The organism is Pseudosulfitobacter pseudonitzschiae (genome assembly GCF_002222635.1).
Taxonomy (GTDB): Bacteria; Pseudomonadota; Alphaproteobacteria; order Rhodobacterales; family Rhodobacteraceae; genus Pseudosulfitobacter; species Pseudosulfitobacter pseudonitzschiae_A.
Map to the genome: position 1 here is coordinate 102202 of NZ_CP022417.1, position 18686 is coordinate 120887.

At 57.7% G+C, this 18686-nt stretch carries 16 protein-coding genes; 2 read left to right on the plus strand and 14 right to left on the minus strand.

Annotated features, from left to right (window positions below):
- Nucleotides 1-21 precede the first annotated feature (21 nt).
- The 8 genes from SULPSESMR1_RS20065 to SULPSESMR1_RS20100 form a co-directional block, all read right to left on the minus strand.
- Entirely contained in the window at nt 22-1029 is a 1008-nt protein-coding gene (locus tag SULPSESMR1_RS20065; protein WP_089422843.1) for an ArsJ-associated glyceraldehyde-3-phosphate dehydrogenase, read from the minus strand.
- Between the two features lie 13 nt (nt 1030-1042).
- The gene (locus tag SULPSESMR1_RS20070) at nt 1043-1879 is read right to left on the minus strand and encodes a helix-turn-helix domain-containing protein (RefSeq protein WP_089422844.1); all 837 of its coding nucleotides are present in this window, start codon (nt 1877-1879) and stop codon (nt 1043-1045) included.
- A 154-nt stretch (nt 1880-2033) separates the two neighbouring features.
- The gene (locus SULPSESMR1_RS20075) at nt 2034-3710 is read right to left on the minus strand and encodes a Hint domain-containing protein (protein WP_089422845.1); all 1677 of its coding nucleotides are present in this window, start codon (nt 3708-3710) and stop codon (nt 2034-2036) included.
- A 258-nt stretch (nt 3711-3968) separates the two neighbouring features.
- Nucleotides 3969-5255 carry a TRAP transporter large permease gene (locus tag SULPSESMR1_RS20080; protein WP_089422846.1) on the minus strand — a complete coding sequence of 429 codons (1287 nt, stop codon included), beginning with the start codon at nt 5253-5255 and terminating at the stop codon, nt 3969-3971.
- Nucleotides 5252-5776 (minus strand): TRAP transporter small permease, encoded by a 525-nt coding sequence (locus tag SULPSESMR1_RS20085; protein WP_089422847.1) that lies wholly within the window; start codon nt 5774-5776, stop codon nt 5252-5254. Before SULPSESMR1_RS20085 ends, SULPSESMR1_RS20080 begins: the two co-directional genes overlap by 4 nt.
- 12 nt (nt 5777-5788) lie before the next feature.
- Nucleotides 5789-6775 carry a TRAP transporter substrate-binding protein DctP gene (dctP, locus tag SULPSESMR1_RS20090; protein WP_089422848.1) on the minus strand — a complete coding sequence of 329 codons (987 nt, stop codon included), beginning with the start codon at nt 6773-6775 and terminating at the stop codon, nt 5789-5791.
- A gap of 24 nt (nt 6776-6799) precedes the next feature.
- Nucleotides 6800-7753, minus strand: a complete 954-nt coding sequence (locus tag SULPSESMR1_RS20095) for a hydroxymethylglutaryl-CoA lyase (protein WP_089422849.1) — start codon at nt 7751-7753, stop codon at nt 6800-6802.
- Nucleotides 7750-8934, minus strand: coding sequence for a CaiB/BaiF CoA transferase family protein (locus SULPSESMR1_RS20100; protein WP_089422850.1), 1185 nt, complete (start codon nt 8932-8934; stop codon nt 7750-7752). The genes SULPSESMR1_RS20095 and SULPSESMR1_RS20100 overlap by 4 nt, the downstream gene beginning before the upstream one ends.
- Nucleotides 8935-9019: 85 nt before the next feature.
- Between SULPSESMR1_RS20100 and SULPSESMR1_RS20105 the strand changes: the two genes are divergently transcribed.
- Complete coding sequence (locus SULPSESMR1_RS20105) at nt 9020-9955, plus strand: LysR family transcriptional regulator (RefSeq protein ID WP_089422851.1); 936 nt, start codon at nt 9020-9022, stop codon at nt 9953-9955.
- Nucleotides 9956-10310: 355 nt separating this feature from the next.
- Here SULPSESMR1_RS20105 and SULPSESMR1_RS20110 read toward each other — a convergent pair whose 3' ends face one another.
- The 6 genes from SULPSESMR1_RS20110 to SULPSESMR1_RS20135 all read right to left on the minus strand — a co-directional run bounded on the left by SULPSESMR1_RS20110 (nt 10311) and on the right by SULPSESMR1_RS20135 (nt 17235).
- On the minus strand, nt 10311-11270 hold the full coding sequence (locus SULPSESMR1_RS20110) for a calcium/sodium antiporter (protein WP_089422852.1): 960 nt from the start codon (nt 11268-11270) through the stop codon (nt 10311-10313).
- A 203-nt stretch (nt 11271-11473) separates the two neighbouring features.
- A protein-coding gene (locus SULPSESMR1_RS20115; RefSeq protein ID WP_089422485.1) for an IS630 family transposase occupies nt 11474-12432 on the minus strand; the annotation gives its coding sequence in 2 pieces (ribosomal slippage) (nt 11474-12088 and nt 12091-12432; 957 coding nt in all).
- A 410-nt stretch (nt 12433-12842) separates the two neighbouring features.
- Nucleotides 12843-14024: an IS91 family transposase gene (locus SULPSESMR1_RS20120; RefSeq protein WP_089422853.1), complete on the minus strand. Its 1182-nt coding sequence runs from the start codon at nt 14022-14024 to the stop codon at nt 12843-12845.
- An 8-nt stretch (nt 14025-14032) separates the two neighbouring features.
- Nucleotides 14033-14902 carry a tyrosine-type recombinase/integrase gene (locus tag SULPSESMR1_RS20125; protein ID WP_089422854.1) on the minus strand — a complete coding sequence of 290 codons (870 nt, stop codon included), beginning with the start codon at nt 14900-14902 and terminating at the stop codon, nt 14033-14035.
- A gap of 312 nt (nt 14903-15214) precedes the next feature.
- Nucleotides 15215-16567 (minus strand): sensor histidine kinase, encoded by a 1353-nt coding sequence (locus SULPSESMR1_RS20130; protein WP_089422855.1) that lies wholly within the window; start codon nt 16565-16567, stop codon nt 15215-15217.
- Entirely contained in the window at nt 16564-17235 is a 672-nt protein-coding gene (locus tag SULPSESMR1_RS20135; RefSeq protein WP_089422856.1) for a winged helix-turn-helix domain-containing protein, read from the minus strand. Before SULPSESMR1_RS20135 ends, SULPSESMR1_RS20130 begins: the two co-directional genes overlap by 4 nt.
- A gap of 176 nt (nt 17236-17411) precedes the next feature.
- On the opposite strand from SULPSESMR1_RS20135, the gene SULPSESMR1_RS20140 reads away from it, so the two are divergent.
- Nucleotides 17412-18527, plus strand: coding sequence for a Do family serine endopeptidase (locus SULPSESMR1_RS20140; protein WP_089422857.1), 1116 nt, complete (start codon nt 17412-17414; stop codon nt 18525-18527).
- The last annotated feature ends 159 nt before the right edge of the window (nt 18528-18686 follow it).

An 18686-nucleotide genomic window follows, 5' to 3' on the forward strand; every position in this document is an offset into this window, starting at 1 on the left:
TGGACGGTGAAACCGTGTCGCTCACAACGACCCCACCACCATCCGCGCGATGTCGGCCAGACGGCAGGCATATCCCCATTCATTGTCGTACCACGCATAAATCTTTACCTGTGTGCCATTGATCACCATGGTGGACGGCCCATCGACAATGGCCGAACGCGGGTCATTGGTGAAATCGCACGACACCAGCGGCCGCGTTTCAAACCCCAGAATACCGTTCAGCGGGCCGTCAGCCGCTGCCTTGAACAAGGTGTTGACCTCGTCCACCGTCGTCGCGCGCTCAACCTCGAATACGCAATCGGTCAGCGAGGCATTCAACAACGGCACACGCACCGCATGACCATTCAGGCGCCCCTTAAGCTCGGGGTAAATCAGCGTGATTGCCGTGGCACTGCCGGTGGTCGTCGGAATCAGGTTCATAAGCGCCGAACGGGCACGCCGCATGTCCTTGGCCGGACGATCCACAATGGTCTGGGTGTTGGTCACATCATGGATGGTGGTGATCGAACCGTGCCTGATCCCCAGATTTTCGTGGATCACCTTCACCAACGGCGCCAGACAGTTCGTCGTACACGACGCCGCCGTGACTAGCGATTGCGACCCGTCATAAAGATGATGGTTCACCCCATAAACAAGGTTCAGCGCTGCGCCGTCTTTCACCGGCGCGCTGACAACAACCTTTTTGACACCGGCCGCATAATAGGGCGCAAGCTTTGCCTCGGTTTTAAAGACACCGGTGCAGTCGATCACCACATCAACGCCAAGTTCACCCAGCGGCAGCGCCTCGATGGTCTTTTCATGGGTCAAGCGCACGGGCTTGTCTTCCAGCACCAAAGCGCCCTTCTCGAAACCGACCGGTGTGCGCCAGCGCCCGTGCACGGAATCAAACTCCAACAAAAGCGCGTGTTGCTCAGCGTCCCCCACTGGATCGTTCAGCAAAACAACCTCGCCGCCTGCCCCGCTGTCAATCAGGTCGCGCAAGACAAGCTTACCGATCCGACCAAGGCCGTTCACCGCTATTCGTGTCATAAATTCAGTCTTTCTAGGAAATAAAGTCGTCGGTGCTGATCTCGTCAACGCGCGATTGCAATGAAATGCGGCTCAGGCTTTCGAACGGCAGTTCAACAAAGGCCATGATCCGCCGGCGCAGCGCTGCATAGGTCTGGGCAAAAACCAGCGCCTTTTCGGCTTCGGTGCCTGTCGCCTTCACCGGGTCGGGCTGCCCCCAATGTCCGGTGATCGGCTGGCCCTGCCACGGCGGACATTCCTCGGCGGCGGCCGTGTCACAGACAGTGAACACAAAATCCATCACCACGGAATCGGGCTGTTGAAACTCCGAAACATGCTTGGATCGCAGGTCCGAGACGTCGTGACCATTGCGCTTGAGGACCTCCAGCGCAAAGGGATTCAGCTCTGTATTGGGGCGCGTTCCGGCGGAAAAGGCCTGAAACCTGCCCTGCCCAAGATCGCGCAGCAAAGCCTCGGCAAAGACCGAGCGGGCCGAGTTACCAGAGCAGATAAAAAGCACATCAAAATTCGTGTCCTGCATGGACCTGTCCTTTCGGGTTGCAAATAAAGGGGAAAGAAAGGCGGGCCGCGCGCGGCCCACATCAAGCGCAAGGTAGCCGATTAGCCCCTCGGTCATCTCAAGATTGACCGAATAGAAAAGCGACCGCCCGTGCCGTTCGACCTGAACAAGATCCGACGCCACCAGATCCGACAGGTAATGCGACAGCGTATTTTGCTTCAACCCAAGCGCCTGCGCCACTTCCGTCGGACGCACGCCTTGCGGTGCAAACCGCATCAGCAACCGCAACACCGCCAGCCGACCGGAATGGCCAAGCGTCGCAAACGCATGGGAGGCAAAGTTTTGTTCCATATTTCCCGATTAATGGATATATGAATGCAGGTCCAATGAACTTTTAATGACAGTTCGGGCCGTCGTTGGCTTTCCTTGCTTTGGCGTTCTGAACTCGGCAACGGCACCGTTGGCTGGCGTTGGTCCGTCATTTCCGCGATCTGGCTAATTTCCTTCAGTTCATGGGCCACACTAACCCCAGTTCGGGGTCAGCAAAGGGTACATTTTCAAAAATTGACCTGCCGCTTTTCACATGTCGTGCAATAAGTTGGTCTATCCGTTTTGCCTTCTTGATGACTATGCGTGCAGGCGCCAGATCATAGCCGGGGGCCCACAGCTGTGGAAACAACGCCATGATCTCGGCTTGTGCGTCTTGCGGTAGAGCTATTTTTGCTTCGGCCCCGACATAGAGGCTCTCCGTTGGCAGTCCGTTCGAAAAAACGATCTGATGGTCGTCACACAGGATATGGAAATAATCCACCCCGTCCGGATTATCCTCCAGAACACTGATCCCCTGATGGGTCAGCAGCTTTTTGGCCGCGACCAATACTTCCGCCGACCCGAACATGCGGCGCGCAATCTTGGAACTGACCAACACCCTGTGTTGCGGCGACACGCTCAGATCCTGACAGGGAAGGCCGGGTGCAAGCGAACCGGCGGCAATGAGGATTGGCTTGAGATGCGGCTTGGCGTTCAGGTCTGCCCGCTCTAGCCTGCTGGACCCGATCCACCTGAGCGGTTGTGGTCCGTGATCCAATGTCAACACAAGATCTCCGGGTTGCAATTGTTCGACTGGAACCGGCCCCTCGGGCGTTGCAATCTGCGTACCCAAGGTAAAACAAGGCGCGGTGGTCGTCAGGTTTACAAGTCCGACATCAGTGTTCCCGTCGCCGTCCTCGACCTTGTAAGTGAACGTATTGGTGCCCAGATCATCATCCGAATGCGCAAGCACCATCCCGGTTTCCGTTAGCGTGATTTGTTCGCCGGTGGCCAGCGTTACAGTATCACCCACCGAAACCGGCTGGCCGTTGATTTCCGTGATGGTCAAAATACTGCCTGTAGTAGTGAAGTCATTGGCAAGCAAATCGAATTTTTCACTACCGCCCGCGCGGACTTCGATGTCGTCATCACCTGCAACCAGCGCCGTCTGCACCGAATCCCCGGCGATAAACAAATTGCTGTCGTAGGCACCGTCACCGCCGTCCGCGATTCCGATCTTGATCGTGTTTTCTTCACCCGGATTGACTGGTGCCTTGAGCGTCAACGTGACCGTAAACCCGTCCATCTCCGTGTTGTATTGCTCGGCATTGGACGGGTTGTCGATATACAGGTTTTCGTTGGCTATATCGTTGATTTCGTCAATCGAGATATTCCCGCTTCCGACCTGAAGCTTCGCAGGCTCCCCGTTCACCCAGATGCCTACAGCATCATTAAATCCCGAATTCACATAGTCGAGATATTCTTCGGACGAGAATACCACCTGCATGGTCAGTATACTGCCGCTTGGAACAAAGGTCGCCTCCAACACGGCGGCATCATAGGTTGTCTGCCCCGATATCGCATCCAGATCGGCATCACCTGCCATGCCATAATTGGTGGTTGTGCCAGCCGAGACATTCGCATCGCCAGAGCTGTTGGTAATATCGGTTGCCTTGCCCGTAGACAGGATCACACCGGTATCGGACGGGGTGACGCCAGGTGCTTGGGTGTCGCCACCGGTGTATGTGCCCGAAGCATTGGCACTGCCTGTATAACTGGCCGACACAATTTGGATGCCGGAGCCAAACATTTCATTCGCCATGTCTTCCGCCGTGGCGGTCGTGTCAACTGGCAGTTCCGATGCCGTGGGCATGCGTGTTCCTCACTTTGGTGCACTTGGGCCTGCACCACTGAACCACACGAGTGTTGGGATTTGGTTTTCATAAACACGTCACCGAGAGACTATGCCTAAAGCTCAAATAAAATGATCAGCTTCCAACACGGATTACGGGCATGTCGGCTTGAACAGCGTCGCTTGATGCCGACAAACGGCCACCGTCCTAGCCGTACCCTGGAGTTGGTTCGTTACCCCACGCGGCCTGCAAACCTGTTTCTGAACCGCTCTGTCTGATCACCGACCAAATCCCGCAGCGGTTGGCAACCATGTCGCCAGCTCTGGCATTGCGATCAACAGCGCCAGACCGGCAATCATGATCATCACAAACGGGGCGGCACCGCGCACAATCGTTCCCAGTGGCGCGTTCGTGATGCCCTTGATTACAAAAAGGTTCATACCGACAGGTGGGGTGATCATCGCCAGTTCAAGGTTGATCATCAACAGGACGCCGTACCAGATCGGATCAATGCCAAGCACAATCATTGTGGGCAACAAGATCGGTGTCGTGATCAGGATGATCGCGATGGACTCAAGGAACATGCCCAGCACGAAGATCAGACACATCACCACCAGAATAAATCCAATTGGCCCAAGCCCGAGGCTTGTCACGGCCTCGGTCACGCCGACCGGAAGACGAACCAACGTAATGGCGTGGCCAAACATAGCAGCCCCGGCGATAATCATGAAAACCATCATCGAGGTTCGCATCGTGGCATAGGCACTGGCCCAAAGATCACGAAGCCCGAAGTTGCGATACACCAGCACGGCGACCAGCACCGCGTAAAGAGACCCTGCGGCGGCGGCTTCGGATGCGGTGAAGATACCGAAGTAGATTCCGCCCATCACGACCGGAGGCGCCAGCAACGCCCAGACCGAACGGCGAAAGGCCGAAACCGCAGCGGTCCAGCCTGCCCAGTCCGGTGTGTTGATCCCGTCGCGCCCGCGCGCCTGAATCATGCAATAGGCAGAGAACATCAGCGCCAAGAGCATCCCCGGTACGATCCCGGCCAGAAACAACGCGCCGATAGAGGCCTCCGAGACGATGGCATAAAGGATCATCGGACCGGACGGCGGGATCAAAATACCCAACGTGCCGCCAGCCGCCACAACGCCCAATGCATCGCGCTCTGCGTAACCGAAACGTTTCATCTGCGGGATGGCACTTGATCCGATAGACAGCGCTGTGGCGACCGACGAGCCCGAAATCGCGGCGAAGATTGTGCAGGCGAGGACAGTGGCGACGCCAAGGCCACCTTTCACATGGCCGATGACAGTGTGGGCAAAGGTGTAGAGGTCATCAATCACCTTGGCCCGGATCATCACCTGCGCCATGAAAACGAAAAGCGGGATGGTGCTTAGGATTGGTTTGTCGAGTTGGGTAAAGACAGAGTCGCCCAGCCCATCAATATCACCTTCGACAATCATCATGATGGCACTGGCGGTCAGGCCAAGGGCCGCAAAAATCGGAATCCCGGTGAGCAGAAGCAGGATAAGCCCCGCGAATACAAGCACAAGGGTCACTGTGGCAGCCCCCTAAATATGCGGTAGAGTCCAAGCGCCGCAGTCAGGAACAACAGTGCCATCCCAAGGACAACCGGCACCTGCGGAATCCACGTCGCAATTTCGATATAGCCGACCGAGTAGGAACCAAAGCTGTGCGCAAAGGTGATGCTGTCCCAGATGGACAGGCCTACAATGATGGCAAATGCCATGACCGACAGGTTCGCCGCGGCCATCTGCACGCGCGCCGTGCCGGGACGCAACTGGGCCGACACAAGGTCGATTGCGATATGATCCCCCCGCCGCAGCGCTTCAGCAGAGCCCAGCATGATAAGCGTAACAAGCAGATAGCCAATCATCTCATCACTCCATTGCAGGGGGCTGTCGAAAAGATAGCGCCGGATTACGGCGACAACGATCTGGACAAAAATCACGAGGATCAGCGCCGTGCTAAGCGCCCCGCAAAAGCGAACAAGCCCGGTGACAATGCGGTCTGGGAAGAAGGGAGCGTTCGCCGCCCCCTTCTCTTTGTGGTCAACCATGGGAAGGCCTGCTCACATCTTGCCGATGAGTTCGAGAAGCTTCTGACTGTCGGCATTGCCTTCACCAAAAGACTTGTCGAAAGCAGGCCGCATGACCGCTTCAAGCGCCGCGATCTCTTCGGGTGTGGCGATATGAACTGCAACACCTTTTTCCTCAAGCTGGGCGGGGCCAGCCGCACCCGCCTCGGACGAGGCTTCAATAGCCCATTCCGACGCTTTCAAGCCCGCTTCCTTGAGAGCGTCTTTGGACTTGTCCGACAGCCCGTCGTAGAAATCCGGGTTCAGATAGCCATGCAGATAGGCTGACAGTACGGGCACGACGGTAAAGGCGTCCTGAACTTCAAAGTATTTCCGCGACACGGCTGCGGCTACGTCGGTGATGGCACCGTCGATGATGCCGGTGGCCAACGCCTGATACACCTCTGAGCCCGGCATTGCCGTGGGCGTTGCCCCAAGCGCTGCGAGGGAGGCGTCAAAGGGGGGTGTCAGGCCGCGCATCTTCAAACCCTCGAAATCTTCTGGTGTCACCAGCGGTTCTCCGTTCGTGGTGAAAACGGAAGTGTTGGTCTGGAACAGCCAGACGACATTCTTGACACCTTTTTCCGAAAGCTTCTCTTCAAGGAAGGCCGCAGCCTCGGAGGTCGGCCATTTCTTCCATATCTCGATGTCACCAAAGGCGAACGGTGCGACAGTCACGTTCATGATTGGCAGCGTCTTGCCCCACTGAAAGTTCAGCGAAAACGCACATTCGATGTCGCCCTTTGCGGTCGCCACGATGTTCTCGCGCGCACCGACAAGGCTGTCCGCCCCAAATATCTGCACGTCGATCTCACCTGCCGAGAGTGTTTCGACCTCTGCAGCCCAACGGTCGACGACCTTGGCAATGTGGTGTGCAGGGGGCAATTGGTGACTGCAACGCATTTCCGTGGCGGCCTGTGAAACCGGCGCAGATGCCACGAAGATTGCCGCGCCCAAGGCGGCTGATGCTATGTATTTCATTGTTGGTTCTCCTCCCAAGTTAATTCAGACCAAGGTTTTGGCCTGCCAATCTGCGTTCTTTGGCGGACCTGCGCGATGCAGGGCACCGTGGAACTCGTCATCGGGCATCGCCTCCTCCGCGATGCGCCTGACGTCTTTCAACCTGTCGAGGTCGATTCCGGTTGTGAAACCCATGGACTCGGACAGGAATACAATATCTTCGAACACAGCGTTGCCAGTGGCTCCCGGTGCGAAGGGACATCCGCCCAATCCGCCCAGCGACGCATCAATCACCCGCGCACCGCTATCCAAAGCAGCCGCCGCATTGGCCACACCCATGCCACGCGTGTCGTGCAGATGGATAATAAAGGGCTGACTGCCGCACAGCTTCTCCATTCGCGCACAAAGCGCGCCAACGGCCTTTGGACCAGCATAACCAACCGTATCTGCGATGCCGACAATATCGGCACCTGCCTCAAGACAGGCAGCAGCCAAACGGACAACCTCTTCAGGGTTCACATTGCCAGAGATCGAACAGCCAAGCGCCATCGCGATTCCGGCGTTCACAAGCTTTTCGGGGGCTTGCGCATCGCGCATCGCGACGACTTTACCCACCAATTCGACTGCCGCTTCGCGTGAGCGGTGCATATTGGCCTGACTGTGTTCTTCCGTTGCAGAAACAACGCAGACCATTTCGCGTATCGCAGTCTGCACAGCGGCTTCGGCCCCACGCTCGTTCAGAGTCAATGCAGCAGAATGAATGTCCAGCCGTTCCCCTGCAGCAATCATCGCGTCGATGTCAGCAAACTGGGGAAAGCGGGTTGCGGGAAGAAATGATCCGATTTCGTAATGTTGCACGCCGGCGGCGCGCTCTGCTTCCAGCCAGGCGATCTTCGCCTCGGTCGAGGGCTGCGATTTTGCGATTTGCAGCCCGTCACGCAGACCAACTTCGCGCAGGGTCACGCGGTCGGAGGGATAAATCACGCCCGCGCGGGTCATGCTGCACTCTCCAAGCCGCAGGCAGCGGCGATTTCAGCCTCGTTAAGACCAGCCGCCGACAGAACCGCGTGTGTATCCGCGCCGATTGCAGCAATGTCGAGCGGACCAGCCACAACAGGCTGGTCGTCAATTTCAAACGGCATAACAGGTGCACGATAGGTGTCGCCCTCGGGCAGGGTCGATGTAAAAAGCCCGCCGGGTCGTGTGACGTGCGGATCGTCGTACATCTCGGCCGGACGGTGGATAGGCGAGAAAGGAATACCTGCATCCTCGAACACCTCGATGAGATCGGAAAACGACCGGCCACTGACCGCTTTGGCCACAACCGGAATGGTGCGGTCACGGGCTTCGATCTGGTCCATTCTGGTCTGCAAGGCCGGATCATCGCGCAGTACATCCAGCCCCAGAATATTGCACAGCGTCACCCACTGCCCTTCGGTCACGGCACCAATGAACATCTGCCGTCCCTCGGATGTCTCGAAGATGTCATAGACGGGCCAGGAAAATTCGCGCTCGGGCATCGGAGGTGCCTCGCGGCCTTCGATGTCGAACTGCACCATATGCTGAGCAACAAGCAAAAGGCAGTTTTCGAAAAGACCCGTGCGCAGCACATGCCCCTGTCCATCCTTCTCGCGTTGCAGCAACGCAGCAAGGACCGCAAAGGCACCAAAAAGACCACCCATGATGTCATTCGCGGATGAGCCGATACGCAATGGCCGCCCTGTGGGGCCGGTCATATAGGCCATGCCCGTCATCATCTGCACAACCTCGTCCATCGCTGTCCGGTTCTCGTATGGTCCCTTCAGGAACCCTTTGAGCGACGACACAATCAGACGGGGATAGCGGGCTTTCAGCACCTCTGGTGCAAAGCCCATCTTGGCAAGGGATTGATCCCGGAAATTCTCGACAAAGATATCCGCGCCCTCAAGAAGCCGGTGCAGCGCTTCTTTCCCAGCATCTGATTTCAGATCAAGCGTGATACTCTTCTTGCCGCGGTTGAAGGTTGGGTAGAATCCACGCCCCATTCCGGTCAGCGCGCGGGTCTTGTCGCCCTCCGGCGGTTCGACCTTGATGATTTCGGCACCAAGCATGCCCAAAAACATGCCGCAGGACGGTCCCATGATCATATGCGTCATTTCAACGACGCGAAGTCCGGCAAGTGGCCTGATGTCAGTGGTCATGAAAAATCCTCCCTCCACTGACCATAGCCAATGCCGTGTAAACGGAATATTATAATGTTTCGATGAAACCCTTCTGGAAAACAGAATGCTTGATACGCGCCAGCTTCAATATTTCAACGCAATCTACGAACATGGATCGCTGGCGCGGGCCTCCATACACCTGCGTATCGCCGCGTCGGCCCTCAGCCATCATCTTGCCCAGATGGAAACCCGATTCGGCACACCGCTCTTCAGTCGCAAACCAAGAGGCATGGCGCCGACGGCAGCGGGGCACCGCCTCTACGGACATTCACGTTCCATTCTGCGCGCCATGATCGCCGCCGAGACAGATCTTACAGATGCGGTCGACAAGATTTCGGGGCCGGTATCGGTTGGTATGTCCTTTTCCGCAGTCAAGGCGATCGGGGTCGCTTTTGTCACTCAGGTGGTGCGCGATTTTCCCAATGTCCAACTGGCCCTGACCGAGAGCCTTTCTGGTGCAGCACTGCCGCACCTCTTGGCGTCTGACGTCGATATGGCGCTGATCTACAATCCGCCCGCCGATCCCACATTTGAGTCTGAACCGGTGCTCGAGGAAAAGATGTTTTGCGTGGGCCGCAGCGACATCATCGGTGATACCGAGGATCCGATCACCTTTGCCGAATTGCTGGATTTGCCAATCATCCTCCTCAGGCAAGGAGTGTCTGCGCGTGCGATCATGGACGATATAACATTGCTAAAAAAGATCGAGACGAGAGCAATCCTGCAAATGAATTCCGTTCAGGCTATAGCAGGCTCAATCGAGGCCGGGCTTGGCTGTGTGATCGGCACGCGGCTTTTCATGCACGACCAACTGGAACGCGGCACTGTCCGCGCGCGTCCGATCATTACACCCGAGCTTTCGCGCACCCTGTATCTCTGCCGTCTCGCGTCCCGACCTCCAACCTTTGCATCCGAAGCCATTCGAGAAATCCTGATTGACCGCGTTCAGGAAGCCGTCCTGTCGGGGGCTTGGGAGGCGCAGTTGCTACTTCGCGCTTGATAATGGTTGTGACAAACCACGCAGCGTTCAGGGTACAGCGACGCATCTACCCATCAAGACGTCATTGCGCCTGTCCGACTTCGACAGTGATGGAACCGAGCAGATCGAAGTTGGCGAACGTATAGTCGTCAGTGGTGAATTCTATCTCTTCGAAGATGCGGAAATAAAATTCGTGGCCTTAACGACCCTCTCGGGCTGACGTCGAGGATGCCGCCCATCCTCGGGCGTGCCCGTGGACGGTTATGTTTCGCTTCAATGACATTCCCGCACCAATATCAAGCCCGCCAGTGTCACCCAGCCCGCTTCTCGAGTATCTTTCGGGTCATCTGGTTACTCGCGTTTGCAGTCTTCACCCCTACATCCCGTTCGAGAACAGAAACACCATATAGCTCGCGTAGGCGACCAGCATCAGCACGCCCCAGAGGCGTCCAATCGACTGGGTCGCGAACAGCAGCACCAGCATCAGCAGGCTGGCCCCCAGCATGACCGGCGTGTCGATCGTGCGGAACCGTTCGGTGACTTCGATGGGCTGGATCACCACCGTAACGCCAAGAATCGCAAGGATATTGAAAATGTTGGAGCCGATCACATTGCCCAGAACCACATCCGCATGACGCCGGATCGCGGCGACGATGGCAGTGGCAAGTTCGGGCAGTGACGTGCCGATGGCGACCAGCGACAGACCGATGACGGCGTCCGGAACTCCGAAGTCGCGCGCGATGTTCACCGCGCCTTCGACCAGCATATCCGCGCCGAACACCAGCGCCGCAATGCCGCCAATGACAAGAACTGGCGCCAACCACGGACGCGGCAGGGGGATATCCTCAAACTCTTCAACCTCGTGCTGATACGTCTTTGCAGCGCGATTGCGTTTTTCCAGCCAGTAGCTGGCATAAAGATAGCCAGCCAGCACCACCAGCATCGCGATCCCTTCGATGCGGGTGATGATGGCGCCCTGAACCAGCGCAAAGGCTGCAAGGGACACAATCGTGGCCACCAGCGCTTCGCGCACCGCTGTCCGCTCCCACCCGACAATCGGCGTGATCAGGGCCGCCACGCCCACGATCAGCAGGATATTGGCGATGTTCGATCCGACAACGTTGCCAAGCGCGATCTCTGGCGCGCCATCAAGTGCAGCGTTGACCGACACCAGCAATTCCGGCGTCGAGGTGCCAAAACCAACGATGACAAGCCCGATCAGAAGCTTTGAAATACCCATCCGTTCGGCGATGGCAACAGACCCCCGAACCAACCCTTCGCCACCCACAAAAAGAAGAACAAGGCCAGCGGCCACGAGAAGGAGGTCGTATTGCATTCCTGGTCCTGTCAGACAAAATCCGGCATCCATGCGCCGTGTCTGTACTTAAGGTGGCACGCAGGAAAAGAAACGGAAGCCACCGGATAATTCTACAAATTTCGACACTATTTTCTCACCTCCGACGTGCCGTGGTTGTATTCGCTGGCGCGGATGCAGATTATTCCCGTGAAACGGCAGCCACGCACTAAAGCAACCGACTTTTAACCTGAGACATATCCGGCAGCCTTAAAGTAGTTCCAGCATTCTTCTGGCGAGAATAGATCGCAGATTTCTGTGAGGGCGTGGAACATATCTGTGAATGTTCGAGCGCCGATCCTGCGCAGGTGTGCTTTGAGTTTGGAGAACGCCATTTCAATTGGGTTCAGGTCGGGGCTGTAGGGCGGCAGGAACAGGAACCAGCATCCGGCTTCGCGCATGGCTTTGGCAGCGGCGGCATTCTTGTGCGTGGCAAGATTGTCCAGGATGACAACAGTGCCTGGTTCCAGCTCTGGCACCAGCACTTGTTCGACGTAGGCGGCAAAGGCTTCGCCATCCATCGCGCCTTTGATGACCCATGGCGCGAGCAAGGCATCGGCACTGAGACCCGCGATGAAGGTCTGTGTGCCCCAACTGCCGAAAGGGGCATCCATGACGAGGCGTTCGCCGCGCTGCGACCATCCGCGCTGTCGAGTCAGGTTGGTTTTGACCGAAGTTTCGTCAATGAACACAACATGGTCTGGCTTAGCCGAAACGGCTGGCAGACGATGGATGAACCAGTCTTCACGTTGTTTCTTTACACGTGCGCGGCGGCGCTCGGTGGCGACCAGCGTCTTTTTTTGTACGTAAAGCCAAGCTTGCGCAGAAATCGGCCAATCGCATCAGGGTGCGCCTGTACGCCGGTTGCATCCGACAGAGCACCGGCCAGTTCAGGCATGGTTATGTCGCCGTCCTGCTCTATCAGTTCGACGAGAAACGACCGATGCGGATCAAGCTTACCCTTGCCGCGGGGGCGGCCCTGGGGTGCGGCTTTTGCTTGTCCAGTTCGCCGGATCGCAAACCCCCAACGCGCGCCTGTCGCAGGGGACAGCTTCAACCGCAACGCCGCCGCGCGCCCGCTAAACCCTTCTTCAATCAACTTCTGGAACCGCGCCCGTAGCGCATCTGGCAAAGGTGCTGACATGATCCATCCTCCCAAACTGGATGAATCACAGTTGAAGCCTCAAGGGAATCTGGAGGGTTCTGTGAGGTCGCGCGGCGCTAAGGGTGGGGGCTGGCGCTGTGCGCGACCTCATTGAAGCCGAATTGAGCTAACCCGCTGACGCAGGCGCGAGCTATGGGATTAGTGTCGCGAGGCCGGTTCCAGATTGCCGACTTGGGGGGATACAATGCCACCATACCGGTGAGGGCGAGGCATCAACGTCATCGTTGAGCGAGGTGATTGACGCGTCCGCCGGCATTTTCGGGCGAGCTTGGCGCAGTGATTTGACACTTCGGACCAGTTGGCAAGGTCTCGGGCATGGGGTTTTCCTACGTCCATCGATGCTAATGTCGTGACGTTGATACGATCAATGTGGGGGCGACATTCTATGGTCATGAGGTATCTGGTTGTGGCGGTGACAGCGCGGAACGCCATCGCGGCAGCGTGGCAGTGATCCGCAGAAAGCCACCACAGCACGGACAGACGGTTGGGTCAAAACGCGGGAACGAGCTAGTCGTTTCGCCCGTGGCGGCGGTTGGATCTGGCTTTGTCGTGGCCAGTAGCTGGCGAATATTCGCGATCCGGGTCCGGCGACAGCCATTGGCGAGGAAACCATAGTGGCGGATGCGATGAAAGCCGTCCGGTAGACTGTGCATGAGGAAGCGGCGGATGAATTCGTGCGGATCAAGCGACATCAGCTTGGGTGCGTTGCCGCAGCGATAATCACGCCAGCGGAAGGTTACGCTGGTCTCGTTGGCGCTGACCAGGCGGCTGTTGGCGATGGCAACTCGGTGAGTATAGCGGCCGAGATAGGCGAGGACATGTTCGGGCGACCCGAACGGTGGCTTCGAATAGACGACCCAGTTCTTGCGACGCAATTGCCGAGTTGCGGCCTTGAATGCCTCGGCGTCACCAAGGCTGTCGAGCCCGCCAGAGAAGCGCAATTGCCCGGCCGAATGTGCCGCCTGAAGCCGCTCGAGGAACAGCCGCCGGAACAGGCGTGAGAGGACGCGGATGGGCAGGAAGAAGTTCGGTCGGCAGCCGAGCCAGCGTCCATCGGGAGAGAGAGCGCCGCCCGGAACGAGGCAATGAATATGCGGATGATGGGTGAGCGCCTGACCCCATGTGTGAAGAATGGCCAGGAACCCGATCTTGCCGCCGAGATGCTTGGAATCGGCGGCAATGGTCTTGAGCGTCGCGGCGGCGGCGTCGAATAGGATCGCATAGACGATCGCTTTGTTGTGAAAGGCGATCTCGGCGACTTCGGCCGGCACTGTGAAAACGACGTGGAAATAGGGCACTGGCAGCAGATCGGCCTGACGGTCGGCAAGCCACCGTTCACGCGTCGCGCTTTGGCATTTGGGGCAATGCCGGTTGCGACAGGAGTTGTAGACGACACGAGTATGCGCACAGTCCTCGCAGGCTTCGACATGGCCGCCGAGCGCGGCGGTCCGGCAAAGCTCGATCGCCGACATGACGCGGCGTTCCACGCGGCCGATATGGCCGTCATTGGCAGAACGATAGGCATGACCATGGCAACGAAAAATATCCGCCACCTCCAGTTCGGAGCGCATCGCTGCGCTCAATTCGGCGGCACCACCTCCAGCGTCAGGCGGTCGAATGGACTCTGCGTCTTGGAGATCGTCGTCGCTGCGACATGCGTATATCGAGCTGTGGTCGAGAGGTTGCTGTGCCCCAACAACACTTGGATGATCCGGATATCCGTGCCGCTTTCGAGCAGATGTGTCGCGAAGCTGTGGCGCAGCGTATGCACGCTGACCCGCTTGATCAGACCTGCCGCCTTGGTTGCAGACCGGCAGGCCGCATGGAGCACCTGAACGTCGATCGGCTTGTCACCTCGTCCGGGGAACAGCCACCTCTCGGGACGAGCAAGCCGCCAATAGGTCCGCAGAACCTCGAGGAGCTGAGGCGAAAGCATGACCGTACGATCCTTGGCGCCCTTGCCGTGGCGAACCTGGATCAACATCCGGTCGCTGTCGATATCGCCAATCTTCAGGTTGACCGTCTCGGACGCGCGGAGCCCGGCGGCATAGGCAGTCGTCAATGCGGCGCGTGCCTTGAGAGATGGCACAGCCTCCAGAAAGCGGACCACCTCATTGGCGCTCAGGATATCGGGGAGCTTACGAGGCGTTCGGGCATAGGCGATACGCTCTGGGATCTCTGCCCGATCCAGCGTGACGCCGTAAAAGAAGCGCAGCGCGCACACCGTCTGGTTCAGTGCGCCCCAGGAAACCCCCTGCGATACGAGATAAACTTGGAAGGCGCGCACATCCTCAAGGCCCAGTTGATCGGGCGACCGGCCGTGGAACTGGCTAAACCGCTTGACCGCGTGAATGTAGGAGCGTTGCGTCGCGGGTGACAGGTTGCGCAGGCTCATGTCGTCAATCATACGACGACGCAGCGGGCTCACCGCTGCCGTGGCATTAGTCATGGGATGGTCTCCTGGTTGAGGGTTGGTCGAGCAACCAAACCTTCTCATCAGGAGGCCATTCCGGCCAATACTAACGCCTCTCCCGCGTCAGCGGGTTAGTTCAATCCCTTTCGATTCAAGTTTTGCGTCGGACGCTTTAAGTGCCCCAAAATTTACGGCTATCAATCACAATCTCAGGTTGCGCTTCGCCGGCATCGTGAACGGCCACTTTCATGGATCGAACCCTCTATGCAAAACTTTTGGGCGTTTTGGTAAATTACGCGGTACAGCAGCACGCACATACGGTTAACCAAGCCTTGTTTCAGACGCAGGCTACACTGGAAAGTTAAGCTTTACCCGCAGCCCCGGCGCCGCATCTTCCAGAGTCAGCGTTGCATCATGGACCTGCGCTATCACTGCCACCAGACTTAGGCCCAGTCCGTAACCCGGAGTCGCGCGGCTCCGGTCGAGCCGGTAGAGACGACGCAGCACCAGGTCTCTTTCTGTTTCTGGAATACCGGGGCCGGTATCCGTGACAGACAACTGTACGTGGCTTTCCGTCCGGGCAAGGGCAACAGTGATTTTTGTGCCTTCTGGAGTGTGGTGCATGGCATTCTCGATCAGATTGGCAAGAACCTGCCCCAACAGCGTGCGATCACCCATCACTGGACGCACCAGTTCATCTGGAAGGTCGCACATCAACAATTGTCCATTCTCGACGACCGAAGGATCGTAAATATCGCACAGGGTCTGACACAGGTTGGACAGGTCAACTGGAACAAACCGCGCGCGAGGAGAGCCGCTCTCGATCTGTGCAAGTTGCAACAGCGCATGAAAGATTGATGCAATCCCGTCGAGTTCTATCTGGGCCTTTTCCAACTGGGTGCGTTCGGCTTTGGACAGGTCCGTGCTCTGGCCCAGATCGTCCAGATGAACCACTGCGCGCTGGATCGGGGTTTTTAGATCATGGGCAATATCAGACGACACTTGCCGCAGGCTTTCCACGGCATCTTCCTGAGAACGGGCCATTTGATCAACTTTGGCTGCAATCCGGGCCAGATCGTTGGACCAACCCGAAACATCCCCCACCCGTGCTTGCAGGTTTCCTGATGTCAACTGATCCAAAGCACCGCTGATCACGGCCACGTGCCGGGCACCGCGCCGTGCCAAAATCAGACCCCCCGAGAGCGCAACAAGAACCGTTGGTAGCAGCGATATGACCAGAATATTTAGGAACGCATCCCGCAGTGCATCGATCGGCGCAAGGCTACGCGCCACGGTGAGTTGGCCGTTGCGCAACGATGTAGTCAGAGCCAGATACCGGCCCTTGATCTCGGGATTTCCCGGAAGGTTGGATAAAATACGATAGCCATCTAGATCGCGCGCCACCAACGCATTGCCATAGTGGCGTCCGTTCGGGGCAAAAAAGCTTAGCACAACGCGTTCGGGATCGGTATTGCGCGCCTCTGCCTCGACCAACGCGGCAAGAGCCGCCGCTGAGGGTGCTGCGCGAAACCCAGCCATGTCCTGCGTGAGATCCGCACGCAGAGTCTGTTCGAATGACGCCTCGGTATAAACGTAACTTGCCAGAAGTCCCAGCAGCGACACAAAAGAGAACAGCAGCACAAGACCGGCAGCCAAGCGCAGCGGCATGGAACGCAACATGAAGTCACGCATCAGGATCATCTGTCAATCCGGTAGCCGGCGCCGCGCACCGTCTTGATCAGTTCCATCTCGAACGGTTTATCCACCTTGGCACGCAACCGGCTGATATGGGTTTCGACCACATTGGTCATCGGATCGAACGAAATATCCCAGATCGCTTCCAGCAGCATTGTGCGCGTCTGCACGCGGCCTTTGCGGCGCATCAAGTGTTCAAGAATGGCAAATTCACGCGGCAAAAGGTCGATCTCTTGTCCTTCCCGGGTCACTTTGCGGGCAATCAGGTCCATTTCCAACGATCCTGCGCGCAGCACGGTTTCCTGCTCGACGGATTGCGGACGTCGGGCCAGCGCCGCGACCCGCGCCGACAACTCTCCAAAAGCAAAGGGTTTCACCAAATAATCATCGCCCCCCGCATTCAGCCCGCTGATCCGGTCTTCGACGCTGCCAAGCGATGTCAGGAACAGGATCGGCGCATTGTTTCCCGCCCCGCGCAAAGTCTTAACCAGCGTCATGCCGTCGATCTCGGGCAACATGCGGTCGACGACAAGCACGTCGTAGGTGCCGCTTGTCGCCTGTATCAACGCCTCGCGCCCGTTGGTGACCAGTTCAACGCTGTGCCCCTCTTCGCGCAGCCCCCGCGTGATATAGGCACCCGTCGTTGCATCGTCTTCGACCACAAGCAGTCTCATCGCATTCTCACCCGTACTTGGCCCGTCAGCGGGTCATGGCCCAAAGATCAGCGTTCGGACGATCAAGGACAAGGTCTGCGGGTTAGATAAACTATTTGTATAGAAGCGCACAGGCGGGTGTAAGACGCGCCCACCATATGGACATCATCGAACACAACACAACGGAGCTATGATCGATGACTTACACTCCAATATTCCGCCGCTTTGCAAGTTCAGCGGCGCTCGTCGCCGCCCTCGGTGCAACCGGCGCGACCATGACGGTCGCCAGTCCGGCGCTCGCCGTGCCAGCCGGAGGTTATGGCGATCTGGTCGAAACCGTCGCCCCCGCCGTGGTCTTTATCGAAGTCACAGCCAAGGCGCAGCCCACCAACATGTCCAAACAACTGCCTGAAGGCATCCCTGATGAATTGCGTCGCCAGTTCGAGAAGATGATGCCGCAAAATGGCCAGCAACCTGCACGTCAGGGACTCGGCTCGGGCTTTATCATTTCCGAAGATGGCAAGATCGTCACCAACAACCACGTCGTCGAGGGTGCCGAGACCGTAAAGGTCAAGCTGGCCGACGGCCGCAGCTTTGATGCCACTGTGATCGGCAGCGATCCCATGACCGACGTGGCTGTGCTTCAGCTGGATACCGACGAAAAAATGGCTTTCGTCAACTTTGGTGACTCTGATGCAATGCGCGCAGGTGACGAAGTCGTGGCCGTGGGCAACCCCTTTGGTCTGGGTGGCACAGTGACCACCGGCATTGTCTCTGCCCTGTCACGCAACATCAACTCGGGTCCGTATGACAACTACATCCAGACCGACGCTGCGATCAATCGGGGCAACTCGGGTGGTCCGCTGTTCAACAACGAAGGCAAGGTGATCGGCATGAACACGGCCATTTTCTCGCCCGACGGTGGTTCGGTCGGCATCGGTTTTGCCGTTCCGTCCGACCTCGTTCAATCGATCGTAGCGGATCTGTCCGATGACGGCATGATCACACGTGGCTGGCTGGGTGTTCAGATCAAACCCATGCCTGCGGAAATCGCGCAGGTTCTGGGATTTGATCAGCCCAAAGGCGCGATGATCCAGGCTGTGTCCAAAGATAGCCCTGCAGCAAAGGCAGGCTTGACGCAGGGCGATATCATCCTGTCCTTCAACGAGACCGAGATCGTCGACACGCGCGACCTGACCCGCGCCGTGGCATCGACCAACCCCGACACCGTTGTGCCAGTCAAAATCCTGCACCAAGGTGCGGAAAAGACAGTTGAAATAGCTGTCGGCAAGATGCCCACACAGGACACGTAACACATAGGGGTCGGCGCAGCACTGTTGCGCCGACCCCCAACAACTGCACTGCAAACATTGTTGCCGCGACAAACCCACGATTTCGAACGCAGTAAATTTTATAGACCAGAATTCATTCAAACGACCTTAAGACGCTCACCCACCTCGCGACATACCGAC